Here is a 26,335-nt window from a genome sequence, read left to right as displayed (position 1 = left end):
GTCACCCCGATATTGATCGCGGCAATCGGCATGCCAGCCTGATGTGCCCATAAACAAAAGCGATAGCCGGAAAACACCATCAGCGACGAACCCACCACGAGCATCGCATCCGCTGTTTCGAGCGCTTCGCTCGCCGCGGCCACCCGCTCGCGCGGCACGTTCTCGCCAAAGAAGACGACGTCGGGCTTCAGCATGCCGCCGCAGTGCGGACACGCGGGCACGCGAAAGACGTCGAGTGCCTCCCACTCCACATGCGCATCGCCGTCGGCCGAGGCTGCCGCATCGACATCGGCGAGGGCCGGATTGTCGCGCAGCAGTATCGTCTGAATCGCGGCGCGCGCGTGGCGGCTACCGCACGCAAGGCAAAGTACGTCGCCGATGCTGCCGTGCAACTCGATGACGCCGGCACTGCCCGCGCGTTGATGAAGCCCATCGACGTTCTGGGTGACGAGACGACCGATGCGGCCAGCCTGCCCCAGCTGGGCCAACGCGAGGTGCGCCGTATTCGGCTGCGCTTGGGCGACCATCGGCCAACCGACCATGCTGCGAGCCCAGTAGCGGCGTCGCGCCTGCTCGGAATCGCGAAACGCCTGCCATTGGATCGGTTGCGCGCGCATCCAATCGCCGTTCAAATCGCGGTAGCCCGGAATGCCCGATCCGACGCTCACGCCCGCGCCCGTCAGCACGAACAACCGCTCGTGGGCAGCGACAAACTCATACAGCGCATCGAAAGCCGCGGCGTCGTGCGCGGGTTCATAAGACGAAGACTCGGGCAATCGAATCGATGCAGACGATTCGGTCATGATGCGCGGCGACTCCTCTTCGTTTAACGGCACCCACGTGCACCTGCGGGACCTGCGGCACGTGTGGCACGTGTGGCATGCACAGCATGCCTGCCATGCGACTTGCAACGTCGCGCATTCTACGCCGATCGAGCTCGATGCGTCGGCTGCCGTCCCTCGGCTCGATCGGCCAGCGCGGCGGCATATCGATCGTCTGGCCAACATCGCACTTCGGCCTGTTCTAGAGCTTTTCGCCAGCAAGCCTTGCCGCCATAAAATCGATCAACAGCCGCGTGCGGGCCGGCATCTTGCGAGTACGCAACCACAGCGCGAACAACGGCAGCGGCGCCGGTTCAAACTCGGGCAGCACAATATTCACGCGGCCCGCTTCGAGCGCCCCGCGAATTTGCCAGAACGCGGCCAAGCCGATTCCCAATCCCCCCAACACCGCGGCATTGACCGCGGCGACCTGATCGCTTTCGAAGCGCCCCGCCACGTTGACCGATACCGCCTCGCCCGTGCGCGCGGTGAACTGCCAACGATTGGGGTTCGGCACACCGGTACGCACGATACAAGGGTGCGATATCAATTCGTCCGGCGTTTGCGGATAGCCGTGCGCCGCGAGGTAGGAGACGGATGCGAACGCCACCCGGCGAACGTCGGCGAGCTTGCGTGCGACCAGACGCGAATCGGGCGTCGCGCCGATACGCACGGTGAGATCGGCACCGCTCGCGGCAGGATCGCTGAACTCGTCGTCGAGGGTGACCGACGCATGCAGATCCGGGTGCCGCTGCAGGAATTCGGAGACGAGCGGCACCACGAAATGCGGCCCGAACAACGTCGGTGCATTCACGCGCAACCGCCCGGTCAACCGCTGCGCATCCTCGGCCAACTCCGTTTGCGCGATCTCCAGATCGGCGAGGATGACTTTGACTCGCGCATAGAACCGCTCGCCGGCAGCGCTCAGTCGCGACGTACGCGTCGTGCGCAGGACGAGCGTCGCGCCCATCTCGCCCTCGAGCGTTTGCAAGCCCCGGCTGACGGCCTGCAGCGATCGCCCGAGCCGCCGAGCTGCACCGGTCAGACTGCCTTCTTCCGCGATCGCGACGAAGGTCTCCAGTTCCCGCAGCGACTGCATGCCACTCTCCCGATATTGTGGATTATGTCTCTACTCTGATACCAATTACACGCGTAATGCGAGAGGGTAGCATCGATGCGCATCTCAATCGTGCATCGTGCTTGACCTACAAGGAGTGTTCGCATGGAACTTTGCTCGCAAGCCGCCACATCGCCCCCCACGCCCACCGCCCATCGCGAGGACGTTCCGATCCTGCTGTTCGCCATGTTGGTGGGCGTGGCCGTATTGCCGCTCTATGCGTCGCAAGTCATGCTCGGCGCGCTAGATGCGTCGCTGCATCTGCGCGCGTGGAGTTCACTCGTGACCGCGCTGACGATGTTCGGTTATGCGGTCGGGCTCGTGGCACTCGTTCCGCTCGTCGATCGGCTGCCGAATCGTCCGCTGATCGGAGCGACGCTCGCCGCGCAAGCCGTCTGCCTCGGCACGGCCGCGCTCGCCCCGACGCCGGTGGTGTTCCTCGCCGCGTCGTTCGCGATCGGCGTCACGGCAAGCGCCATTCAGATGCTCGTGCCCGCAGCCGCCTCGCTGGCTCCGCCGCAAGCGCGCGGCGCGGTGGTCGGGAACGTCATGAGCGGACTCATGCTCGGCATTTTGCTATCGCGCCCGCTGGCGAGCATCGCGACCCGCGCGTTTGGATGGCGCGGCTTTTTTATTGCGGACGCCGTGCTGCTCGCGACTGTCGCTGCCCTCGCCGTACCGCGCCTACCGCCGCACCTACCGGCTCAAAAGCCTTCGTATCGGGCGCTGATTGCATCGCTCGGCCGGCTTGTCGTCTCGGTCGATACGCTACGTCGGCACGCGCTCTATCAAGGTCTCTTGATGATCGGCTTCAACGCCTTTTGGACGAGCATCGCCGTCGTGCTCGCACATGCACCGGTTCATTGCAGCGCGACGCAAATCGCGGTGTTCGCACTCGCCGGTGCCGGTGGCGCCGTGGCCGCGCCGATTGCGGGGTATGCGGCCGACCGCGGCCATGCAACGCACGCCAAACAGAGCGCTCATGTGATTGCGATCGTCGCCGTGATCGTGGCAGCATGGGCACTCACGGCACCGCTGCCGCGCATGGTTGCGATTGCGCTCGCCGCCGCCTCAGCCTTCCTGCTCGATGCCGGCGTCATCGCGGATCAAGCATTGGGCCGCCGCGCAATCAATCTGCTCGCACCCGAATCGCGCGGGCGCGTCAACGGCCTGTTTACTGGCCTATTCTTCATCGGCGGAGCCATCGGCGCTGCGCTCTCCGGTCCGATGCTTGCTTTGACCGGCTGGCTCGGCGTGACCGGTGTCACACTGGTTGCATTCGCTGCCGCCGCAGTGATTCATCTGACGCATCGTGATCGTACGCTGTCCTGACTTTACGCATCGAACCCGGGAGAACGCAATGAACTGGACTCGCGCAAACATCCGATATACGACCGTCGACGTGGACGGACTCCACATCTTTTACCGCGAAGCGGGCCCGCGCGACGCGCCTGTTCTGTTGCTGCTGCATGGGTTTCCCTCGTCGTCGCGAATGTATGAAACGCTCTTTGCGCCGCTCGCCGATCGCTATCGGCTCATCGCCCCGGATTACCCTGGATTTGGCTATAGCACCGCTTTGCCGCCTGGCGAATTCGTCTATACGTTCGATCGCCTCGCCGAAGTGATCACCCGCTTCGCCGATCGCCTCGAACTCGATCGCTTTGCGCTTTTCGTGCAGGATTACGGTGGCCCCGTGGGGTTCCGCATCGCTCAGGCTCAACCCGAACGTATCCGTGGAATCATCGTGCAAAATGCGGTTGCGCATGAGGAAGGACTCGGGCCGCTGTGGAATACGCGTAAGGCTTTCTGGGCCGACCGGTCACGACACGAAACCGCCCTCCGCGCGAATCTGCTTTCGTTCGACGCAACCCGGTTGCGCCATGTCGGACATACGGCACACCCGGAGCGCTACGATCCGGATGCCTGGCACGACGAGTTCGCGTTCTTATCCAGCCCTGGGCAGATCGATATTCAAACCGAACTTTTTTACGATTACCGGACGAATGTCGAACGCTATCCGCAATGGCAGCAGTACCTGCGCGAACATCAACCGCCGATGCTGGTGGTGTGGGGCAAGTACGATCCGTCGTTCTCTATCGAGGGCGCGCACGCCTATCGTCGCGATGTACCCGAAGCGCAGGTCCACCTGCTCGAGGCAGGCCACTTTGCACTCGATGAAGCCTGCGATGAAGTGGCCGCGCACACGCGCCGCTTTTTGGCATCGCTCGATGAGAGGGAGGCATGACGACATCGGCGTGTAACGCGTTGATGCCGCGTTGATGCTATACGGGCTGCCCGCCCCGAGGACCGGCGGGCGCGGCGGCCGGTTCAACGGGCACGAGGAGGCGTTCCGGCACATGTGCGCGGTTGCCTCGTGCGACGTGCGACGTGCGACGTGCGACGAGCGAAGAGCGAAGAGCGAAGAGCGAAGACCGAAATTTCAGCGCAAGCGAGCCGTCGCGCCACGCGCGTTCATGACGCCGTGGATCATGTGCTCCATCTCTTTGACGATGTCCGACAGCAGCGACGTCACCACCGCGAACTCTCGCCCGTACGGCCCGGCGCGGCCCGCCGAAATGCGCGCATTGATCGCGACGATATTCGCTTGCATCGAGATGCGGCCCAACTGCTCGGCCAATTGCTCATCGCGCTTGGACGCCGCGCGCTCCACGTTGCGCATCTCGTTTTGATAGGCCAATGTGATGGCCTGCAGCAATTCGAGCAGCGGCGAGACTTGCGCCACGAGCGCATCCGCTGCGGCCTGCGCATCGCCCGATTCCGGCGATAGGCAGGACGCGGCCGCACCGGCGTCTTCGATGAAGCGCCGGATCCGTTCGTCGGCACGATGCGAGCCGAAATACAGCTGGCGCAGCGCATCGCAGAACACACCCGGCAAACGATCGTTGCCTTCGACGAGATCGGCGTGGGTCGCGGCGAAAGTGGATAAGCAGCCCTTGGCGACATCGGCCGCACCGGCATGGCCCTGAGTCGCGAGCAGTACATGGAGCACGATCCGTTGCGAAAGCATCCGCTGACGGCCAGCAAGATTGATGAGTTCGCCGATCGTTTCTGCTGAAACGGCGTCGGCCTCGCGCGCGCGATGCGCATCGGTCGGCTGCGGTTTGATCATGGCAAGGTGTGGTCGTGGGTTCGACCGTTATAGCGTTGGCTTAGGACACACCCGCAGTCGCGACGCACCGCGATGTGGCGTTCCGATTCGCGTCAGGCCCCGCGCAAATCGGCGCACCTCACATGCAATAGCCATGCCATGCGACGGCCGCGGCCCGCGGCCCGCGGCCTATGAATGGGCGACCAATTTCGGGTGCTGGCATGCACACTTGCGGCGAGTAGCCGCCGCCCATCCGTGCAAGGCGATTCGCAATGGTGCAGCCGGCACTGCATCGGGGCGCCCGTCCGGACGTTCACAACAGCGGGCAAGCCGTCACGCCATTGCCGAGCTCGGCACACATCCGTTCGTAGTCACGCAAGTAAGTGCGCTCGCCGTCGTCGAGCATATCGACGTCAATCAAATCCCAGTCGTAGCCGACCGCCACGATGTTCTCGAATTCGACCATCCCGCTCTGAACCGCGCTCGGATGAATGACGACGATATTCTCGATCCGAACACCGCCTTTGCCAGCCACATAAATGCCGGGCTCGATCGAGATCACGGCATTTGGGACCAGCCCGTACTTCGAGCCCGGCGCGAAGCGCACGCCCCCTTCGTGGACATGAATGCCGATACCGTGGCCCGTACCATGATTGAAGTCGTAGCCGCGCGCACGGCACACGTCGCGCACGACTTCATCGACCTCTTCCCCGGTCATATCCGCCGGGAAACGCGCGACCAGCCCTTTGATGCACGCTTTGAGCGCGATCGTATAGATCTCCCGCTGCCACGGCTGCGCTTGCGTAGCGGCATCGGTCTTGCGCAACACCACGCGCGTGCAGTCGGTTGCGAAGCCGCCTTCGTAGTAGGCCCCGCTGTCGAGCAAGACGAGTTCGCCGTCCTCGAGGGCAATATCCGCGCTCGCGGCCGTATAGTGCGCGAGCGCGCTATTGGCGCCGTGCGCAGCGATCGTCGTAAACGCCAGCCCCACGGCGCCGCGCGCGGCATAGGCATCGTTGATCTTGCGCGCCAGGTCGTACTCGGAGTGGCGCTCGCCAGGCTCGCCGTATTTCGCCCAACGCATAGTCTGTGCGATCGCGGCGCTGCTGCGCGCGAACGCGTCGCGGAAGTGATCGAGCACCTGGGGGGTCTTCGATGCGCGCATCGATTCGACGGGGCTGAAGTGCGAGTGGCGCGCGAGCGGCCACACCCGGCTCAATGCGTCCGGCATCGCGCAATTGACGGATTCGGCGCCGTAGCAAATATGATCGACGTCGAACAGCGCCAGAAAGCGCCCGAGCGCCGCCAGATCGTTGCGGAACACCTGCAGTTTCGGATAGGCATCGAGTTCGACGGGGCAATCCTCGCAGCCTTCGGGTAAATACAGCGCCACCTGATCGCCGACCACGAACAAATAACCGAGATGCGACGACGCATTCGGCATGTGATAGCCGCGGCTGTTCAGCAGATAGCCGATATCGTCGGCCGCGCAGGTGAGCCAACACACGCGCGCACCGGCATTGCCGAGATGGCCGCGCAAACGATCGTTCAGCGCCGCGAGGTTGCGGGCGACAGCGGTGCCCGTGATCGATTCGGACACCTCGAAGATCGGCCGTGTCACCTGCCAGCCCGGCAAGTCGATCGCGCGGTCGATTTCGCGTGCGGAGAATGCGGTCCATCGCAGTGCGCCGCCGCGGGTATCGTCGAACAAGCGATCGCGTTGGGCGATGCTGACACGCAGCGCGTCGTAGCCGACCGAGCGCAGGACATCGGCATGCTTCGACAGCCAGAGCGCAAGCGCGGACCAGATCGGGAAACCGAGTTCGAGCTTTTCGAGGTGGACGTACGCCTTATTGCACTGCGCTTCGGCTTGGAGGTGATAGCGGCCGTCGACGAACAATACGAAGCGCGCCACGCCAATTCGCGCCGCCGCCGCTTCGCTCAGGAAAATGCCCGACCCGGCCGATCCGTCGAAGCCGGAAAGCGCGAAGCGCTGGCTATTTCGACGCGGCACGTATTCAGTGATGAATTCATCCTGCGACGTGACCACGAGCGCGTCCAGCTCGCAGCGTTCGAGCAAGGCGCTCAGGCGCACTTGCATATCGGCGACCGGAGGTTCGTAGGCCGGAAGATCGGAAAAGTTGTATTGAAGTCGATCGATCATCGTATCTGCTCGTTCGTCATTGCGCGCGGCGCGCTCGCGCCTGTCCCCATGGTGAAAACTACCGTCGCAGCGAATTTACGTCAAGCTAAAATTTAGGTCCCACTAAAAAACCGAATCGTCGATTTGCCTGGCGGCGGGATGCCGTCTGCAACCGGGAAACCGCGCGGAAGAAACGAGCCGCGGTCGCAACCTGCGGCGCCGCTTGAACCGCGCGGTACAATGCGCCACGTTGCTGCCGGGCTGCCGCCGACGCGCCGATCCGCGCCGGCAAGCGGCCGGCCTGTCGCACCGCACGCGAACCCGCGCGATCGACGGCTGACGGCGATTTCCTCCAAGAGGATTCATGGATTCGGATATCAATCACATCGGCCAGCGCATTCGGCGCCTGCGCCGGGAATCGAAGATGACGCTGCTCGAAGTGGCGACGGCGTCGAGCTTGTCGGTGGGATTTTTGTCGCAGGTCGAGCGCAATTTGACCGGCATTTCGATCTCCTCGCTCGTCAATGTCGCGAAGGCGTTGAATGTGCCGCTCGGTGCGCTGCTCGAGCATCCCCGTCAAGCGCAGCCCGATTCGCACGAAGGGCGCCGCGAATCGTATCAAGTTGGGCCGATGCAGCAGAAGTACGAACGGCTTTCGACGACGTTCGACGGCAGCATGTTGAACGCCGTCAAAGTGCTCATGATGGAGGGCTACAGTTCCGAATGGGTCGCGCATGGCGGCGACGAATTCGTCTACGTGCTGTCCGGAAAATTGCGCTACACAGTCCGCAAAAAAGATTACGAACTCACGGCCGGCGATTCGCTGCATTTCGATGCGCAGCACCGGCACCGTGTGGTCAATGTCGGCCCGGGACCGGCCGAGGTCATCGCGGTGGGCACCCTGCCGCTGTTCGACGATGGACACGCGGCGTTCCAGCCACTCTCGCGCTCGCCCAAGCGCCAGGGCGGCGGCACAATCCCGGGCCCAAAGACGGCCGCGGCCGCGCCGGTGCCGACGAAAGCCCGCGCGGCTGGCAAGCTGACGAAAGCCAAGCCCGCGATGGCCAGTAAACCTGCGCGTCAACGCAGCAAAAAAACAAGTTGACCCCGCTCGCATAGCGGGTCGAGGCCGCGGCGGGCCGCCCGATCGCCCGGATCGCCACGGCCTGCTCCAACGTCACTCCGATGAAGAGACTGCCGCGCGCCGCGTGTCGCCGCGCCAAAAATGCTGAACGACGACGATGGCAATCATGACGCCGAGAATCGTGAGCGAAGCGGAGATGCGGTTCAGATTGAGCCCGCCTTGCGCAATCGGTTTCGTGAGTGTATCGCCGAGCGTCGCACCGAGCGGACGCGTGAGCACGTACGCCGCCCAAAACAGCACGCCGATCGGCACGCGACGCGATAAACGCCATACCAGCGCGACAACGATCAGCAGGCCTGCGAACAGCAGCGCACCGTGTTCGAAGCCGAGCCCCAGATCGTCGGCTGCGAAATCGCCGAGTGCGGTACCGAGCGTGTTCGACACGAGAATCGTGACCCAGTAGAACACCTCGTCGCGCGGCTTCATGATGCGGTCGTATTCGATGCGACCGGCCGTGGCGCGCCATGCAGCGAGCACCATCAGCACGCCCACGAACAATATCGCCGACGACAAGATATAGCCCAGGCCGGCTGTACGATCGAGGAAATCGGACGTCGTCGTGCCGACTGTCGTCGTTGCGACGACAACGGCCCAATACGCCGCGGGATGATAGCTGCGCGAGCGCACCTGAATCGCCAACGTGACGACAAAAAATACAACGAAGACGAGGGTCGCAACGGCATAGCCGAGCTTCAAGGTCATCGAAAGCGCATCGCCGCCCGTTTCGCCAACCGTCGTCGCCAAAATCTTGACGAGCCAGAACACGGCGGTCGCCTGCGGCACTTTGCTGAGCCATGCCTCGCTGTCGTGCTGAACCGCCACCGAGGTTCGTAGGGTCATGTTCCGTTCTCCTTTTTACTGATTCCGCACTATCTCAATTCAAACGCGTGACATTGTCGCGGGCCTTACTTAAGGCATGCTTAGCAGCATCGTGCGCGCCAGCACGGATCGCCGTCGCCGCTTGCCCGCCGCCCGCATCGCGTTACTATGTCGCCCTTATCGACGAGCGCCGCGCCAACCCTGGCGCGGCATCCCATGCGCGTAGATCCCGATGCACCCGGACGCCCACGCGCCGTGAATGACGGAGACAGCCGATGCAAGAGCACACGCCGAAAGTCCCGCAGCATACCAAGCAGGAATCGAGCGAAGCGGACCAGCCAGCGAACCCCGACCGTCGCCGGCTGCTGGGCGGCCTCGCCGCGGTAGGCATGGGGCTTGCCCTTCCCGCGTGCAACAGCACGCCGAGCCGCGCGGCACAACGTGATCGCGCAATCGCCCGAAGTGCCGAAGACGACGCGCTCGACGCCGCCCTGCGTGCGCGCGTGCGCCATATCGTTGTCATCTATGCGGAGAACCGCAGCTTCGCGAATCTCTATGGTCATTTCCCGGGCGTGAATGCTCCGCTCGACGCCGCGGCCGGGAAAGCCCCGGTGCAACTCGATCGCGACGGCCGCACGCCATTGCCATACTTGCCGAAGATCTGGGGCGGTCTGGTGCCGCAAGCGCAGCACGTGGGCACGTCCCGCTACATGATCGGCCAGGATGACATCACGCATCTGCCGAACCGGCCGTTTGTCGTCGCCGATGCGCACGGCAAACCGCTGCCCAACGCCGTCATCACGCGTGACTTGTGGCACCGCTTCTATCAAAACCAGATGCAGATCAATGGCGGGCGAAACGATCAATTCGTCGCCTGGGCCGATTCGGGCGCGCTCGTGATGGGCCACTACCACAATTCGGCACATACACTGCGGCTGTGGAATCTGGCGCAGCAATATACGTTGTGCGACAACTTTTTCACGGCCGCGTTTGGCGGCTCCTGGCTCAACCACATCTTTTTGATTTCGGCGCAGGCACCGTTCTATCCGGACATTGCGACGAGCCCGGCTAAACATTTGGTCTCGGTGCTCGAAGGCGACGATCCGCTCGGCACGCGGCTCAAGCTCGCCTCCGGTGCCCCGGCGTCCGCGCTCGACGGGCCGCCCAAATTCGTTCGTGACGGCCTGTTCACGCCGGACGGTTATGCCGTCAATACGATGGCGCCGCCTTATCAACCGAGTTTCGTCGCGCCCGCCGACGAGGGCGATTCCGCGCTTGCCGATCCTGCGGACCCCCGTGTTCTGCCGCCGCAGAGGTACGCCACGATCGGCGATCGGCTCACAGAAAAAGGCGTCGATTGGGCTTGGTATAGCGGCGCGTGGCAGTACGCACTTGCGCACCGCGAGACCGGTGCGAGGCCGGATTTTCAATATCACCATCAACCGTTCAACTACTTCGCCAATTTCGCACCGGGCACCGCTTTGCGCGAACGGCACTTACGCGACGCGGGGATGGGCAACGATGCTTCGACGAATCGGTTCATCGCCGACATCGATGCTGGCCGTCTGCCTGCCGTTTCGTTCTATAAGCCGCAGGGCGATCTGAACATGCACGCGGGCTATGCGGATATCGAATCGGGGGACCGGCACATCGCTACGGTCATCGATCATATTCGCAACGGTCCACAGTGGCGGGACACCGTTATCGTCATGACGCACGACGAGAACGGCGGCTGGTGGGATCCGGTTGCGCCGCCGAAAGGCGATCGCTGGGGGCCCGGTTCGCGAATTCCGGCGATCGTCATCGCACCGTTCGCGAAGAAGGGGTTCGTCGATCACACGTTCTACGATACGAATTCGATCTTGCGGTTGATCGATCGCGTTCATGGGCTCGCGCCGCTCCACGGGGTGGCGGCGCGCAATCAGGCGTTCATTGAGCGTGATGAAGCGCCGCCTGGGGATCTGACGGGGGCGCTAGATTTGGGGTGAGGGACACTTACTCCCCCATCACATGCATCACGACGTCCCGCGTATGCGGCTGCCGGCGATGTTCGAACAGATAGATGCCCTGCCAGGTGCCTAATACAAGCGCACCGTGCTCGATCGGAATCGACAGCTGCACGTTCGTCAACGCCGTACGGAGATGGGCGGGCATATCGTCGGGCCCTTCGGTATCGTGCTCGTAGCGCTGGGGGTCCTCGGGCGCAAGCGCTTCGAAGTAGCGTTCGAGATCCCGCTTGACCGAAGGGTCCGCGTTCTCCTGGATCAGCAACGACGCCGACGTATGCCGGCAAAACAGCGTAAGCAGGCCTGTCTCGACCGACTGGCGCCCGACGTACTCCCGAACTGGGTCAGTAATCTCGACAAGGCCGCGCCCCCGCACCGCGACGCGCAAATGTTCGAGCGATTGGCGCATGATTTCTCCTGAAAAGCAGGGGACGCTTTCTCGCCCCTTACCGAAAACCGTAAGCATAGGCCATGCACGGACGCCCGGGCGCCACCGCGCGCCGTGTCATAATCGCTTGCACCCTCGCTCCTTTTCTCTTCGCCCGTGAAAGATCTCAGCGTCGGCCTCGAGCGTCTGTCCGACTTCGATGAAATCGTCGATGTCCGCACGCCGCTCGAGTTCGCCGAAGATCACGTCCCCGGCGCGATCAACGCGCCCGTGCTCGAGAACGAGGAGCGCGTCGTGGTCGGCACGCTCTACGTGCAGGTCTCGGCATTCGAGGCGACGCGCGTCGGTGCGGCGATGGTCGCGCGCAATATCGCGCGGCACCTGGAGACGACTTTCGCCGATCGCCCGCGCGGCTGGCGTCCCCTCGTGTACTGCTGGCGCGGTGGCAAACGCTCGGAATCGCTGGCCGTCTGGCTCAATCTGATGGGTTGGCAAGCACGCCGGCTGGACGGCGGCTATAAGACGTACCGGCGTTCGGTCCTGGACGCGCTCACCGCGTTGCCGCAGCAATTCGAATATATCGTCCTGACCGGGTCGACCGGCTGCGGCAAGACACGGCTATTGCGGGCGCTGGCGAACGCCGGCGCGCAAGTACTGGACCTCGAACACTTGGCATCGCATCGGGGCTCGCTGCTCGGTGCACTCAACGGGCAGCCGCAGCCCTCGCAGAAAGCGTTCGAGACGGCGCTCGTCCAAGCGATGCGCGCGTTCACCGCCGGCCGCCCCGTGTTTATCGAAGCGGAGAGCCGCACGATCGGCCGCGTGGCACTGCCCGATGGCCTGCTCGGTGCGATGCATCGATCGCGCTGCATTGGCGTGCACGCGCCGCACGAGGAACGCATCGCGTTCCTGCTCGAAGATTACGGGCAGTTGTTCGATACGCCGGACGCATTCAAAGCGCAACTGAGGAAGCTGATCGGCTTGCACAGCCACCAGCGCGTGACTCATTGGTGCCGCCTGATCGACGAAGACGCTCGCGATCAGCTTTTCGACGAGCTGATCGCGCTGCATTACGATCCGGCCTATGCGCGCAGCAGCAAAACGCATTTCGTCGAACTGCCGCATGCCATTCCGTTCGAGCTGCATCCCAACGACGCGGATATCGATGCGCAAGCGCGCGCGTTGCTCGACCAATTGCGAATGTGACGCGAGCGGAGGCCTGAGACTCCGCCCGCCGTTGACGAGCCTCGTTAGCGAGCGGCGGCTTGCACGCGGAACGTGCTGACGACGTCGGAGAGCAGGCGGGCCTGCTCCTGCATCGCCTGCGCGGCCCCCGCCGCTTGCTCGACCATCGCCGCGTTTTGCTGCGTGGTCTGGTCCATCTGCGCGATGGCGATGTTCACTTGTTCGATGCCGCGGCTTTGCTCTTCCGATGCCGCCGATATTTCGATGATGATGTCGGTCACGCTTTTGACCGAATGCACGAGCGACTGCATCTTGCCGCCCGCGCTCTCCACGAGCGTCTTGCCATCTTCGACGCTGCCGACCGATTCTTCGATGAGCCCCTTGATTTCCTTGGCCGCGTCGGAGCTGCGGCGCGCAAGGTTGCGCACTTCGCCGGCAACGACGGCAAAGCCACGGCCTTGCTCGCCCGCCCGCGCGGCCTCGACCGCCGCGTTCAGCGCAAGGATATTCGTCTGAAATGCGATGCCTTCGATGACGGAGATGATGTCGACGACCCGCGCGGAACTGGCCGAGATGTTCTGCATCGTCGCCACGACCTGCTGCACCGCCTCGCCACCTTCGCCCGCAATGCGCGAGGTATCGGCCGCCATCTGGTTGGCCTGGCGCGCGTTGTCGGCGTTTTGCTTGACCGTGGCCGTCAGCTGTTCCATGCTCGCCGCCGTTTCGCCAAGCGATGCGGCCTGCTCTTCGGTACGCGAAGATAAATCGAGGTTGCCCGCTGCGATCTGCTGCGCGGCATCGTTGATCGTTTCGGTCCCGCCGCGAATGCGGTTCATGGTTTCCGCGAGCCGGTGCTGCATGCGCTGCATCGCGTACACCATACTGCCGTGGTCGCCGTCGCGCACCACGACATCATGGGTCAGGTCGCCCCCGGCGATCGATTCGGCGACGGAAGCGGCATACGCGGGCTCGCCGCCGAGGCTCCGTTGAACGTTCCGAATGATCATGACGAGTGCGAACGAGCTGACGCCGCCGATCACGAGCATCGTCAGCAGATACGAAATCAAGCGCGCATGGAAGGCATCATTGATATCGTTGAGGTAGACGCCCGACGCAATGTACCAATCCCACGGCGCGAAACGTTCGACGAAGGAGACCTTCGGCACTTCGGTGGATTTGCCCGGCAGCCGCGCCATGTAATCGACATAGCCTTGGCCACTTTCCCGTGCCACCTTCAACATCTCGACGAACAACGGCTTGCCGTTCGTGTCCTTGTAGTTGCTCTGGTCCTTGCCCACCAGGTCAGGCAAGACCGGGTGCATGATCACGACGGTATTGGCATTCGTGATGAACAAGTAGCCGTTGCCCGGGTAGCGCATCGAAGCGAGCCGCGCCATGGCCTGCTTCTTGGCCTCCTCCTCCGACATTTCGTGGCGTTCGGCCATTTGCTGATACTGCGCGACCACGTTGACGCCCGCTTCCACGATGTCTCGAATCACGGCTTTGCGGCCGCTCAGCATCGTGTCGCGCGTCTGCAGGGCAGCCCACGCACCGAACAACAGCAAACCGAGCCACATGACGAGCAAGGCCAATCCTAGTTTTTTACTGAGCGTCAGACGGTCCACACTTCCCTCATAGGCAAAACCAACGCACATCGCTGGTGCGATGCGGCCGGCGCGTCATCAACAATGGGTTCTCATTGATTAACGGCGTGCCGAAGCCATTCTGGAGGTGGGGTAAGTTCGGAGCGTCGATTGTTTTTCAACGCGCGTTTAAGGGAAATTACTGAAACGTATGATCATTTGGCGAGGCGGGTATCGATTTAAAGCCGCAGCCCACGCCAATAGAAATGCAAAGCAGAATTGATTGGTTCGCGGGTTTGCCCCCCGTCGCTATCGTGACCGTTCGCCGTCCTTGAACGTGATCACGCGTGGAACCGCTCTCCCCTTTCGATCCGAGGCCGACCGCCTCCGTCTGCGCACACGGTGCGGTTTACCTGAATGAAGAACAGCGCCGCCAAATCGCCCGCGACCGCCGCTCCTGGCACTGGCGTACCGAGTGGCCGACGTGGCTGCTGATTGCCGCGGTATACGGCGGTTGGTTCGGCATTGCCTCCAACGCGACGCGAATCGGGCTACCTGTCGCAATCCCGCTGCTCGCGGTTGCAAGCGCTTGGTACATGTCGTTGCAGCACGAGCTATTGCATGGCCATCCGACACGATCGCCGACGCTCAATGCGCTACTCGGCTTCGCGCCGCTTGCCGTGTGGTTTCCGTACGCCGTCTACCGGCAGACGCACTTGGCGCATCATGCCACCAGCGCATTGACGGATCCCGACACCGACCCTGAGAGCTTCTTCGTGTCGAGCCGGGACCTTTCCAGCGCATCAAGCGCGATCCGGATGCTATTGCACGCACGCGCCACCTTCATCGGTCGCGTGTCGATCGGCCCAGCCGTCACGCTCGTTCTAACGGGTCACGACGCGTACCGCCGCGTCATGGGCGGCGACAGGCGAACGCTCGTCACGTGGATCGCGCACGCCCTCGCTGTCGCGGTGCTCGCGGCGTGGCTCGAGCTACGATGCGGCGTCCCGCCGTGGGCATTCTTCGCCAGCGGCTACCTCGCCCTCTCGATCGCGCTCGTACGCTCGTTTCAAGAACACCGCTATCACCCGGATCCCGCGTGCCGCAGCGTGATCAACCATGTAGCGTGGCCTTGGCGTCTGCTCTTTTTGAACAACACGCTGCACGCAGTGCACCATGACTTGCCTTCCGTACCCTGGTTTGCACTTCCCAAGGTTTATCGCGATCACGCAGCCACGTATGACGCGCGCAACGCGGGTTTTGTCGTGCGCGGCTATCGCGAGTGGTGGAAAAGGTTCGCATTCGTCGCAGCCGATTATGTTGCATACTCGCGTGAGGCTTCGCACGGTGCCGCACGACGCGATGATGACTCGGCCGAGCCGTCACGATGTGCCGCGCAGGCCCTGCCGATCCCGAGCGACCTCATCGGCGCACCGTTGCCGTGACGCTCCGCTTGGCATCGCCCCTCGCCTGATGCCCGAGCCCGCTCACCCGTGTCTTCCATGAATTGGGTTGCCGCCTTGCCGATGTACAACCTTTGCGCGGATCTCGCCGCGGATTGGCAAGCGCTGCTGCACGAGCTGGGGGAACGTCTCCAGGCGCAAAATCGATGTCAACGCCTGACGATCCTTGCAGGCGACGCGTTGCCTCTCGACACCTTCTGGCGCCGCCCCGATCTTCTGCTCTCGCAAACCTGCGGCTACCCGCTGATGCACGGGCTGGCCGAACACGTTCACATTGTCGGCGTTCCGGTGTTCAACGCGCCGGGCTGCGACGGCGCCTACTATCGCAGTGCAATCGTCGTCCGTCGCGCAGAGCGCGCTGCGTCGCTCGAAGCATTCAGGGGCCAAGCCGCGGCATACAACGACGATACCTCGCACAGCGGGATGAACGCCCTGCGTCACGCGATTGCGCCGTTCGCCCGCGACGGTCGTTTCGTCGGCACTGTGTTAAAGACGGGCTCGCATTTGCACGCGCTCCCTGCGATCGACGAGGGGCGCGCCGATATTGCGGCGATCGATTGCGTCACCCTGGCCTTCGCGCGCGACCATATCCCCAGCGTGGTCCAACGCCTGCGCGTGCTCGGGTTCACGCGCCCGGCCCCCGCGCTGCCTTTCATCGCGTCGCGAACCCTCGAGCCTGACACGCTGCGCAGTCTCGCGACGACGCTGGCCGAGATCATCGCGTCGCATCCATCCCTTGCAGCGCGGTTACGTCTATCGGGCGTGGCGACGATGCCGCCCAGTGCCTATCGCACCATCCTCGACATGGAAGCCGACGCCCAGCGGTCAGGCTATCCCAGGCTGGCCTGACCGCGTAGAATCCGCGAGAAAGAGGGCAGAACGAGGTTGAATCGACAAAATGAAAAAACCGACTGCAAGCGCAACCGAAAACACGCCGGCTTCCGAGCTGATCGATGCGCGCATCGCCGATCTCGGCGACTGGCGCGGCACAACCTTGAGCACCCTGCGCGCGCTCATCAAAGAGGCGGAGCCGAACGTCGTCGAGGAATGGAAGTGGATGGGCACGCCCGTGTGGTCGCACGCTGGCATCATCTGCACGGGGGAGTCGTACAAGTCCGTCGTGAAACTGACGTTTCTGAAGGGTGCATCGTTAAAAGACCCGTCGAAGCTGTTTAACGCCAGCCTCGACGGCAATGCGAGGCGGGCCATCGATATTCACGAAGGCGAACAAATCGATGCCAACGCGTTCAAAGCCCTCATACGCGAAGCGGTCGATCTCAACGAATCCAGCGCGAAGGCAAAAGCGAAGGCAAAGCCCAAACAAACAGAGCAGTGACCGCCAAATTCCTCGAAAAACACTTGAGTTTCGCGATAGCGGGGGCAGATTCAGGGCATCCGGCGCTTCAGAATTGCCGCTTCCAGCCGTTATCCATGCTGTTGGCACGCGCTCACGCGCGGACGATACGACCGATTCCGGGATCCGTGCCTGGGCGGCAATGCGTGGACATCAACAGCCTTTTCTGACGGCATGGATACCCCTGGGATCGACAACGAAGACGAATACCGTGTGCCCGTCGGCGACTTGCATGTCGCCGTCATCCGGTACGACGCATCGGGCCGCCGGCGCTATATGAACCGCGCCGCGACGGCCATCATGAGCACGCGAATCGATGGTGCACAGGTCGCGCTCGCCGAATCGGAACGGCTCGCGCCCGCCACGCTCCAGCGCTATCTCGAGGCCATTCAAGATGTCGCCGCGACCGGCGTGACACGCGAAATCGAGTTGACGTTCGACGCGCAGCCCGAGGAGCAACGCGAGCACTATCTGGTACAGCTGATGCCCGATCCGGTTCGGGACGAAGAACGGGGCGTGCTCGCGCTGTGCTTTAACATCAGCCCGCGCAAGCACGCCGAAGCCAAGCTGCGCGAGCGCGAATCGTTTCTCGAATTGCTGCTCGACACCATCCCGATCCCGGTCTTTTCGAAGGATCGGCAGGGCCGGTACCTTCAGCTGAACAAAGCCTTTCAAGACTTCCTGGGCATCCCCAAGGAGCAGTTCGTCGGAAAATCGGTCTATGAGGTAAACCCGTACGAGTTGGCCAAGGTCTACTTCGCCAAGGACGAGGAGCTGTTCGCGGCCGGAGGCATTCAGCGATACGAATTCAAGGCCCGCAACGCGCAGCGGGAAGATCGTGAGGTGGAATACACGAAGGCGGTGTTTCACGACGCCGAAGGCCGTCAAGCCGGCCTCATCGGCGCGATCCTGGATATTACCGAACGCAAGCGAGCGGAAACCGAGCTACGCGCGCAGTATGAAAAGATCCTGCAACTCAATAAAAGTCTCGAAGATAAGGCGAGCGAACTGTCCGAGGCCCGCGCCCATTTGATGAACGTGCTGCACACCATTCCCGATATGGTTTGGTTAAAGAGCACGACCGGCGTTTTCACGCTTTGCAATCATGGCCTCGAGCGATTCGTCGGCAAATCGAAAGCCGAAATTCTAGGCAAAACCGATTACGATTTCTTTGATGCGAACCTGGCCGATTTCTTCCGCGAACGGGAGAACGCCGCCATCGATGCCATGCGCATCTGCGTCAACGACGAATGGGTGATCAGTCCAGCAACCGGCGAACGCATTTTGCTGGAAACGCGCCGGCTTCCCGTATTGGACGCGCAAGAGACGGTCACAGGTGTGCTGGTGGTGGCGCGCGACATCACGGAGCGCCGCCGTTTCGACGAAACCCTGGCGCAACGCGAGCGCGAGTTCCGGACCTTGGTCGAGCACTCGCCCGACACCGTGGCCCGCTACGATCGGAACCTTCGCCGCCTGTATGTCAACCCCACCTTCGCGGCACTCGCCGCGGATGGCGTGGACTCCCTGATCGGCAAGACGCCTTCGGAGTATCCGGGCGGGCCGAATACGGTCCTTTACGAGCGGGAGTTGACATACGTCTTCATGAGCGCCGCCGATCGGCAGTTCGAGTTGCGATGGCAACCCGCCGATGGCAGCCTGCTCTGCCAGCTCATTCGGCTGACGCCGGAGCTCGGTCCTGACGGCACGGTGGAAACCGTGCTCGCGATCGGGCGGGATATTACGGAGCTTCACGTATCGCGCGAGAAGATTCATCGCATGGCGTACTTCGATGCGCTGACGGGCCTGCCGAACCGCACGTCGTTCAACGAAACGCTGCGTCGCCTCACCTCCGCCAATGTGGAGGATCGTTTGACGGCCGTGATGATGATCGACATGGATCGCTTCAAGAGCGTCAACGATACGATGGGTCATGCCGTTGGCGATGAATTGCTGCGCGAAGCGGCAGCGCGCCTGCTTTCAAGCGTTCGTCCCGGCGATACCGTGGCGCGGTTCGGCGGCGACGAATTCGCTGTGCTGCTGCCCGATGTGCGCAATCGCAGGACCGTCGAGCAGATCTCGGCGACGATCATCAAGCGGCTCGGCGAGCGCTTCGTGCTGAACGGCAAGGAAGTGTTCATCTCGTGCAGTCTCGGTATCGCGCTCTATCCGATCGATAGCTCCGATGTCGACGATCTCCTGAAGTACGCCGATTCCGCCATGTATTTGGCGAAGCGCTCCGGCCGCCAGGGTTTCCGGTTCTATACGAACGACTTGACGATCGAAGCCGCGGCGAACCTTCAACTCGAATCGCAATTGCGGCGCGCGATCGATCGCGGCGAGCTGGAACTCCAATATCAGCCGCAAGTCGCGTTTCGCGATGCCGAAGTGCTCGGCTCCGAAGCGTTGCTCAGGTGGAATCGCCCGGGCTCGGGCTATATTGCGCCGGACCAGTTCATCCCGCTGGCCGAGGAAACGGGGCTCATCGTCGACATCGGACGATGGGTTTTGCGCGAAGCCTGTCGCGCCGCGGCACAGTGGAACGGCGATGGCCGCACACTGCATACGGTTGCGGTCAATTTGTCGGCGCGGCAGTTTCAGTCGCGCGGTTTGGTGCCGATGGTCGAGAAGATACTCGCCGACACGGGATGCCGGCCCGAATGGCTCGAGCTCGAGATCACCGAAAGTTTGCTGTTGGACGAAGACGATTCGGTGGCTTATGCACTCTCCGCGTTCAAGCAAATGGGGCTATCGATCGCGATCGACGATTTCGGCACAGGCTACTCGGCGCTCAGCTATCTGACGCGCTTTCCCATCGATACGCTGAAGATCGATCGGACGTTCGTGCAAAAGGTCACGACCGATCGCCGGCACGCCGAACTCGTCAAGGCGATTCTGTCGATTTCGCATTGCCTGGGGCATCGGGTCATCGCGGAAGGGGTGGAGACGGTGGACCAGGCGGCCTTTCTCAATGTGTGCGGCTGCGAGGTTGCGCAGGGGTTCCTTTACAGCAAGCCGCTGCCCAAGAGCCAGATCGCGTTGCTGCCGCGCTATCTCACGCCGAAGGTCGCAGTGGACGACGCGCTGGACGCGGAGAGTGGCGTGCAGTGATCGAAGACAGTAGGAAGCGTCTAAAATACAGCCCGCCAAATCCAACCCGATAAGCGGAGCTTTTCTGTGATCGAACCGACCCAAGTATTCAAAGACAACCTCGCCCTGCTGCCCTCGATCGATGCCGTGGAGCGCATCGATCTCGTCGACGGCCACGGCACCGTGGTGGCCACCATCGAAAATAAGCCGGGCAAGCAGGGCTCGCTGGCGGTCTATCACTATCTGCGTCAGGTGTTCGGCAAACTCGACGTCAAGGCGGCCGAGCACGGCCTCGCCATCTTTGCCGAACATACAGCCGACGCACGCAACCGTCCTGGCGCGCACCCCAATGTGGATCGATTGTTGGAGGTGGTGTCGAGTGGGCAGGCGCTCCACATCGAGGTGGCCGGGAAAGCCTAAAGGGAAAGGGAAAGGGAAAAGGAGAGGAGGTTGCGTACCTCTCTCGGTGCTTTCAGTAGTTTTTTAAAAACTACTGAAAAAGCGCAACGTACGCATGGCCACCGCAGCGACGCTGGCAATGATCGCCGTCAGCCTGCATCCCAAAGACACCGCTTGATGGCGATACGAAGTTTGCGCACAATCGCGAGGGTCGATCGGCGGCAATGCGCATGCAATATGCGCGCTCGCTCGGTTGGTCGATGTCATGGCAGTGTCACGCAGGGTCTTCGCATCGAAACGGCGCAACGCGCGCCACACCACGGAAGGGGACGCGGATGAAAGCCATTGCTCTTGCCCATGCAGTCCGAAGTTCAGCCTTGCTCACGTGCGCCGCGATCGCTGGCGCATTCCTCTGTTCCACCGCCCACGCCGACGATAACCGCGATACGCCATCGGGCCTGAACCGGTTGCCGTCTTTCATCGTCCCGGGCAGCGTGCGCAGTACGACCTATGACGGCGTCACCGACGATTTACTGACGGCGGGCCTCGGCAAGACGGGCCTGACCGGCCCGGCACCGGCTATCGCGAACCCGTCCAGCCCGAGCGCCGCCGAACTGCGCCGCCTGGCGATCTGGTCGAACTATCGCGCGCTCGTCGATATGTCGCCGAAAGGCGGCTACGGCCGCTTCTGGGGGCCCAACGTCGATCTCGACGGAAACGACACCCTCGGTGAAGGCAAGATCCCGGGCACCGAATATCTCGCCTATGCGGACAACGGCAGCGGCCGGCAAAACGTCACGTTGATGGTGCAAGTACCCGCCCGGTTCGACCCATCGAATCCCTGCATCGTCACGGCCACTTCCTCGGGTTCGCGCGGCGTATACGGCGCGATCTCCGCGGCCGGCGAATGGGGTTTGAAACGGGGATGCGCCGTCGCCTACACGGACAAAGGCACCGGCAACGGCGCGCAAGAGTTGATGACGGGCGATGTCACGCTGATGGACGGCCGTGTCGCCAATGCGGCAACCGCAGGGCGCAACAGCCTGTTCACCGTCGATGCGAGCAACAGCGAGATTGCCCGCTATAACGCGGCGTTCCCCTATCGCTATGCATTCAAGCACGCACACTCGCAACAAAACCCCGAGCAGGATTGGGGCAAGGACACGCTTGATGCCATCAAGTTCGCGTACTGGGTGCTGAACCGCCAATTCGGCCCGGCGATGGGCGGCTGGCATCACCCTGTCCGCTACGAACCGGGCAGCATCACGACGATCGCCGCTTCGGTGAGCAACGGCGGCGGCGCCTCGCTCGAAGCGGCCGAACAGGATGAGCGCGGATGGATCACCGGCGTCGTAGTCGGCGAACCGCAGGTGAACGTGCGTATGCCGCATCGGGCCCATGTGCTCGAAGGCGGCCAACCGATCGAGGAAGCCGGCAAGCCGCTCGCCGATTACGTTACGCTCGCCAATCTGCTCCAGCCGTGTGCCGCGCTCGCGCAAGCGGCCGCCGGGGCGCCTTATCTCACTGCCCTGCCCCTCGCTCAAACGACGGCAATCCGGCAGGCGCGTTGCGCATCGCTGGCGGCCGCCGGCTATGTGACCGGCGGCGATTGGCAAGCACAGGCGAACGACGCGCTCGCCCAATTGCATGCGGGCGGCTATGAAGCGGATTCCGATCTGCTGCAAGCGCCGATGTGGGATTCGCAAGCGGTCCCGGCCGTCGCCGTCACCTACGCGAATGCGTACACGCGATCGAGCGTGCTCGACAACCTGTGCGGCTTCAGCTTCGGTACGACGAATGCAGCAACCGGCGCGGCAGGCGTCCCGCCAAGCGTGCCGCCGATGCCGACGGTGTTCGGGCTCGGTAACGGCATTACGCCGACGAACGGGATCAACCTCGTCTATCACGACGGTGCCGGCGGCCCCGCCGATCATCGATTCGCGACACCCGATGCGAGTTTCGCCGGCGCCGTGTGCATGCGCCGCTTGTGGACACAGCACGATCCGCGGATGGCCGCCAGCGTGCGCGCAGTGCAGGTCGAAGCGAAGCTGCACGGCAAACCGGCCATTCTCGTGCAAGGCCGCAGCGACGCGTTGGTGCCGATCAACCATGCGTCGCGTGCCTACCTGGCCGCGAACAGCGCAAGAGAAGGTGCCCGCAGCCGGGTCACGCTCTACGAGGTCACGAACGGCCAGCACTTCGACGCATTTCTGCCCTTCCCCGGCTTCGACACGCGCTTCATTCCCGTGCATTACTACTATCTGCAAGCGCTCGACCTGATGTGGCATCACTTGAAGGACGGCACGCCGCTGCCGCCCTCGCAAGTGATCCGCACCGTGCCGCGCGGCGGTACGCCGGGCGCCGCGCCTGCGCTCACCACCGCCAATCTCCCTCCGATCGCGCCGAATCCCGGCAGCAATGCGATCGTCGTCGATGAAGGTGTAGTCAACGTGCCGCACTAGAGTCGATCGGTTGCCCTTCCAACGGCAAAAGAAGCGAAATTGCCAGAACCGGCGCCTATGTGGTCTGGAGCACATTTAGGAACTCGGGCGCCCTCTCCCTTGTCTTTGCTTTAGGTCGCGGCGCACACCGCCGCAATGGCGGCATGCCGCGGCCGATTCATTCGCTTCGAAGGAGAATTCATGCAACGCCGTCGATTTATCGCCCTGTCCGGGGCCGCACTCGCATCGGGCGGGCTGTCGTTGGCCGGCTGCACCACCACGGCCCCTTCCACCTCGGGTACGCCGGACGCCAATGCCAGACGACGCGCGACAATCGATGCCGACGTCGAAGCCACGCTCACGCGGCTCTATACCACGGTGAACGGTTCCCGCGAGCTCGTAGGCAAAGCTCGCGGCGTACTCGTGTTTCCGTCGGTCATCTCGGCCGGCTTTTGGTTCGGCGGGCAGTACGGCCAGGGCGCACTGCGCGTCGGCGAACAAACGAGCGGCTACTACAGCATTGCGGCGGCTTCGTTCGGCTTGCAAATCGGCGCGCAATCGAAGGCGATCATCATGCTGTTCATGACGCAGGAAGCCCTCGACAAATTCATGAGCAGCCAAGGCTGGGCAGCGGGCGTCGATGCCACGGTGGCCGTGGTGACCGTCGGGGCGAACGGCAACATCGATACATCGACGGTCACGAAACCCGTGGAAGCGTTCGTCCTCACGAATGCCGGCCTGATGGCAGGCGTCTCGCTCGAAGGGACGAAAATCTCACGGTTGATCATTTGAACGCTCGCGCCGACGGCGAACCGCCTGCGCCAGCGTTTCGAGCACGGGCTCGGTCTGAGCCCAGCTCAAGCACGCATCGGTAATCGACACGCCGTAACGCAACGGCACACCCGGCTTCAGATCCTGCCGGCCGCCTTCGAGATGACTCTCGACCATGACACCGACGATGCGGCGCTCGCCACCTGAAAGCTGCTCGGCAATATCGCCCGCCACGTCGATCTGCCGTTCGTGCGCCTTGCCCGAATTCGCGTGCGAGCAATCGATCATCACCTGCTCGCGCAGGCCCGCCGCGCGCAGCACCGCGCAACATTGCTCGACGCTCTTGGCATCGTAGTTGGGCCCCTCTTTGCCGCCGCGCAAGATGACATGCGCATCCTGGTTGCCGCGCGTTTCGAAGATCGCTGCCATACCCATCTTCGTCATGCCCATGAAGGCATGATTCGCACGCGCCGCCACGATCGCATCGGCCGCAATCTGTACGCGGCCGTCGGTCCCGTTCTTGAAACCAACGGGGCAACTCAATCCCGATGCGAGTTGGCGATGGCTCTGGCTTTCGGTCGTGCGGGCGCCGATGGCCCCCCAGGCGATCAAATCCGCGATGTATTGCGGGCTAAGCAAATCGAGAAATTCCGTGGCGGCGGGCAAACCCAGCGTGCTGACATCGAGCAGCAAACGGCGCGCGGCACGCAGCCCTTCGTTGATTCTGAAGCTGCCGTCCAACCGCGGATCATTGATATACCCCTTCCAACCGACGGTCGTGCGCGGCTTTTCGAAGTACACGCGCATCACGACGAGCAAGTCGTCGCGCAGTTCGTCTGCCACGGCCTTGAGCCGATGCGCGTATTCGAGCGCTTGATCGTGATCGTGGATCGAGCACGGACCGACGACCGCCACCAGCCGATCGTCACGGCCATGCAAGATATCGCCGATCTCGATGCGCGCCCGTTCCACCAGCGCCTGGACGGCCGGCGGCACGGGCATTTCGTCTTGCAGCAATGCAGGCGAAATCAGCGGACGGACGGCACCGATGCGAACGTCGTCGATGCGCGTCGTGTCTTGTGTCTCGTCGGCCACGCCGACTTCTCGATCGTGGGAAGGATTATCGATGCTTCTCATAGCCGTTGCTCCGGGCAACTTACTTGTCGTCGCCCTTGATCTGCGGCAGAGCCGAGGCTTCGCCCGGCGTCAGGAGGCCGACTTGCGAGTAGATGCGCAGCTTCTCGCGCGTATCGGTGATGTCCAGATTACGCATCGTCAGTTGACCGATACGATCGCGCGGCGAGAACGTCGATTGAACCTTCTCCATCGAAAGCCGCTCGGGCTGATACGTCAGGTTCGGCGATTTCGTGCTGAGGATCGAATAGTCATTGCCGCGACGCAGCTCGATCGTCACTTCGCCCGTCACCGCACGTGCCACCCAGCGCTGCGCCGTTTCACGCAGCATGATGGCTTGCGGATCGAACCAGCGGCCTTGGTACAGCAGGCGGCCAAGGCGGCGGCCGTTGTCGCGGTACTGCTCGATCGTGTCTTCGTTGTGAATGCCCGTGACAAGACGCTCGTAAGCGATGAACAGCAGCGCGAGCCCCGGGGCTTCGTAGATGCCACGACTCTTCGCTTCGATGATGCGGTTTTCGATCTGATCGCTCATGCCGAGGCCGTGACGCCCGCCGATCCGATTGGCTTCGAGCAGCAATTCGACGGCATCCGTAAACTCAACGCCGTTCAACGCCGTCGGACGGCCTTCCTCGAAGCGGATCGTCACTTCTTCCTTGGCGATCTGCACATCGTCGCGCCAGAAGGCCACGCCCATGATCGGGTTGACGATCTTGATGCCCGATTCGAGGCTTTCGAGATCCTTCGCTTCATGCGTGGCGCCGAGCAAGTTCGAATCGGTCGAATACGCCTTTTCGGCGGACATCTTGTATTCGAAGCCCGATTGGCGCATGAATTCGGACATTTCGGCGCGGCCGCCGAGTTCGTCGATGAACTGCTGATCGAGCCACGGCTTGTAGATCTTCAGGCCCGGGTTCACGAGCAGACCGTAGCGATAGAAGCGCTCGATGTCGTTGCCCTTGTACGTGCTGCCGTCGCCCCAGATGTTGACGCCGTCTTCCTTCATCGCCGCGACGAGCATCGTACCCGTCACCGCACGGCCGATCGGCGTCGTGTTGAAGTAGGTGATGCCGGCCGTCGAGACATGGAATGCACCGCATTGCAGCGCCGCGATCCCTTCGGCCACGAGTTGCGCGCGGCAGTCGATCAGGCGCGCACCGGCCGCGCCGTATTCGAGCGCACGGCGCGGAATCGAATCGTAGTCATCCTCGTCCGGCTGGCCGAGGTTCGCTGTATAGGCGTAGGGGACGGCGCCCTTGAGCTTCATCCAATGCAGCGCGGCGCTCGTGTCGAGGCCGCCGGAAAAGGCGATACCGACCTTCTGGCCAGTCGGGAGGCTTTCAAGAATAGTACTCATGAAGGAAACCGTTC

The 26,335-nt window shown here is 62.9% G+C and carries 21 protein-coding genes; 12 read left to right on the top strand and 9 right to left on the bottom strand.

What is annotated here, in order from left to right:
* Positions 1-803 (bottom strand): NAD-dependent protein deacetylase (locus tag ACTHL0_RS22410; RefSeq protein ID WP_440569104.1); only part of this gene is annotated, 803 nt, incomplete at its 3' end.
* A 220-nt stretch (positions 804-1,023) separates the two neighbouring features.
* Positions 1,024-1,920 carry a LysR family transcriptional regulator gene (locus ACTHL0_RS22405; RefSeq protein ID WP_440569103.1) on the bottom strand — a complete coding sequence of 299 codons (897 nt, stop codon included), beginning with the start codon at positions 1,918-1,920 and terminating at the stop codon, positions 1,024-1,026.
* Positions 1,921-2,043: 123 nt separating this feature from the next.
* On the opposite strand from ACTHL0_RS22405, the gene ACTHL0_RS22400 reads away from it, so the two are divergent.
* The gene (locus tag ACTHL0_RS22400; RefSeq protein ID WP_440569101.1) at positions 2,044-3,270 is read left to right on the top strand and encodes an MFS transporter; all 1,227 of its coding nucleotides are present in this window, start codon (positions 2,044-2,046) and stop codon (positions 3,268-3,270) included.
* Positions 3,271-3,298: 28 nt separating this feature from the next.
* The gene (locus tag ACTHL0_RS22395) at positions 3,299-4,183 is read left to right on the top strand and encodes an alpha/beta fold hydrolase (protein ID WP_440569100.1); all 885 of its coding nucleotides are present in this window, start codon (positions 3,299-3,301) and stop codon (positions 4,181-4,183) included.
* Between the two features lie 195 nt (positions 4,184-4,378).
* Here ACTHL0_RS22395 and ACTHL0_RS22390 read toward each other — a convergent pair whose 3' ends face one another.
* Both ACTHL0_RS22390 and ACTHL0_RS22385 read right to left on the bottom strand, forming a co-directional pair.
* Entirely contained in the window at positions 4,379-5,068 is a 690-nt protein-coding gene (locus tag ACTHL0_RS22390) for a type IV pili methyl-accepting chemotaxis transducer N-terminal domain-containing protein (RefSeq protein WP_440569099.1), read from the bottom strand.
* Between the two features lie 292 nt (positions 5,069-5,360).
* Positions 5,361-7,211, bottom strand: a complete 1,851-nt coding sequence (locus ACTHL0_RS22385) for a M24 family metallopeptidase (RefSeq protein WP_440569098.1) — start codon at positions 7,209-7,211, stop codon at positions 5,361-5,363.
* 343 nt (positions 7,212-7,554) lie between these two features.
* On the opposite strand from ACTHL0_RS22385, the gene ACTHL0_RS22380 reads away from it, so the two are divergent.
* A complete protein-coding gene (locus ACTHL0_RS22380) occupies positions 7,555-8,295 on the top strand; it encodes a helix-turn-helix domain-containing protein (protein WP_440569097.1) in 741 nt (246 codons plus the stop codon).
* Positions 8,296-8,367: 72 nt separating this feature from the next.
* On the opposite strand, the gene ACTHL0_RS22375 is transcribed toward ACTHL0_RS22380, so the two are convergent.
* Positions 8,368-9,174, bottom strand: a complete 807-nt coding sequence (locus ACTHL0_RS22375) for a COG4705 family protein (protein WP_440569096.1) — start codon at positions 9,172-9,174, stop codon at positions 8,368-8,370.
* 254 nt (positions 9,175-9,428) lie between these two features.
* On the opposite strand from ACTHL0_RS22375, the gene ACTHL0_RS22370 reads away from it, so the two are divergent.
* Positions 9,429-11,141 carry an acid phosphatase gene (locus tag ACTHL0_RS22370; protein WP_440569095.1) on the top strand — a complete coding sequence of 571 codons (1,713 nt, stop codon included), beginning with the start codon at positions 9,429-9,431 and terminating at the stop codon, positions 11,139-11,141.
* A gap of 7 nt (positions 11,142-11,148) precedes the next feature.
* Here the strand turns inward: ACTHL0_RS22370 and ACTHL0_RS22365 are convergent, their stop codons facing one another.
* Entirely contained in the window at positions 11,149-11,568 is a 420-nt protein-coding gene (locus ACTHL0_RS22365; RefSeq protein ID WP_440569094.1) for a secondary thiamine-phosphate synthase enzyme YjbQ, read from the bottom strand.
* Positions 11,569-11,703: 135 nt separating this feature from the next.
* On the opposite strand from ACTHL0_RS22365, the gene mnmH reads away from it, so the two are divergent.
* Complete coding sequence (gene mnmH / locus ACTHL0_RS22360) at positions 11,704-12,753, top strand: tRNA 2-selenouridine(34) synthase MnmH (protein ID WP_440569093.1); 1,050 nt, start codon at positions 11,704-11,706, stop codon at positions 12,751-12,753.
* A 44-nt stretch (positions 12,754-12,797) separates the two neighbouring features.
* Here mnmH and ACTHL0_RS22355 read toward each other — a convergent pair whose 3' ends face one another.
* The gene (locus ACTHL0_RS22355; RefSeq protein WP_440569092.1) at positions 12,798-14,357 is read right to left on the bottom strand and encodes a methyl-accepting chemotaxis protein; all 1,560 of its coding nucleotides are present in this window, start codon (positions 14,355-14,357) and stop codon (positions 12,798-12,800) included.
* Between the two features lie 305 nt (positions 14,358-14,662).
* On the opposite strand from ACTHL0_RS22355, the gene ACTHL0_RS22350 reads away from it, so the two are divergent.
* The 7 genes from ACTHL0_RS22350 (at position 14,663) to ACTHL0_RS22320 (ending at position 23,851) form a co-directional block, all read left to right on the top strand.
* A complete protein-coding gene (locus ACTHL0_RS22350) occupies positions 14,663-15,760 on the top strand; it encodes a fatty acid desaturase (protein ID WP_440569091.1) in 1,098 nt (365 codons plus the stop codon).
* A gap of 57 nt (positions 15,761-15,817) precedes the next feature.
* Positions 15,818-16,627 (top strand): phosphate/phosphite/phosphonate ABC transporter substrate-binding protein, encoded by an 810-nt coding sequence (locus tag ACTHL0_RS22345; protein ID WP_440569090.1) that lies wholly within the window; start codon positions 15,818-15,820, stop codon positions 16,625-16,627.
* Between the two features lie 49 nt (positions 16,628-16,676).
* On the top strand, positions 16,677-17,114 hold the full coding sequence (locus ACTHL0_RS22340) for a DUF1801 domain-containing protein (RefSeq protein WP_440569089.1): 438 nt from the start codon (positions 16,677-16,679) through the stop codon (positions 17,112-17,114).
* 192 nt (positions 17,115-17,306) lie between these two features.
* The gene (locus tag ACTHL0_RS22335; protein WP_440569088.1) at positions 17,307-20,240 is read left to right on the top strand and encodes an EAL domain-containing protein; all 2,934 of its coding nucleotides are present in this window, start codon (positions 17,307-17,309) and stop codon (positions 20,238-20,240) included.
* Between the two features lie 66 nt (positions 20,241-20,306).
* On the top strand, positions 20,307-20,639 hold the full coding sequence (locus tag ACTHL0_RS22330; RefSeq protein ID WP_440569087.1) for a DUF2322 family protein: 333 nt from the start codon (positions 20,307-20,309) through the stop codon (positions 20,637-20,639).
* 314 nt (positions 20,640-20,953) lie between these two features.
* Positions 20,954-23,080 (top strand): D-(-)-3-hydroxybutyrate oligomer hydrolase, encoded by a 2,127-nt coding sequence (locus tag ACTHL0_RS22325; protein WP_440569086.1) that lies wholly within the window; start codon positions 20,954-20,956, stop codon positions 23,078-23,080.
* Between the two features lie 180 nt (positions 23,081-23,260).
* Entirely contained in the window at positions 23,261-23,851 is a 591-nt protein-coding gene (locus tag ACTHL0_RS22320; protein WP_440569085.1) for a BPSL1445 family SYLF domain-containing lipoprotein, read from the top strand.
* On the opposite strand, the gene ACTHL0_RS22315 is transcribed toward ACTHL0_RS22320, so the two are convergent.
* Both ACTHL0_RS22315 and argG read right to left on the bottom strand, forming a co-directional pair.
* Positions 23,834-24,967 carry a 3-deoxy-7-phosphoheptulonate synthase gene (locus ACTHL0_RS22315; protein ID WP_440569083.1) on the bottom strand — a complete coding sequence of 378 codons (1,134 nt, stop codon included), beginning with the start codon at positions 24,965-24,967 and terminating at the stop codon, positions 23,834-23,836. The two genes, ACTHL0_RS22320 and ACTHL0_RS22315, sit on opposite strands and share 18 nt — an antisense overlap.
* A 19-nt stretch (positions 24,968-24,986) precedes the next feature.
* The gene (gene argG / locus ACTHL0_RS22310) at positions 24,987-26,321 is read right to left on the bottom strand and encodes an argininosuccinate synthase (protein WP_440569082.1); all 1,335 of its coding nucleotides are present in this window, start codon (positions 26,319-26,321) and stop codon (positions 24,987-24,989) included.
* Positions 26,322-26,335 lie beyond the last annotated feature (14 nt).

The organism is Trinickia sp. (assembly GCF_051961175.1).
GTDB lineage: Bacteria > Pseudomonadota > Gammaproteobacteria > Burkholderiales > Burkholderiaceae > Trinickia.
The sequence above is the reverse complement of the archived record's forward strand: the minus strand, read 5'-3'. Positions and strand labels throughout refer to the sequence as shown.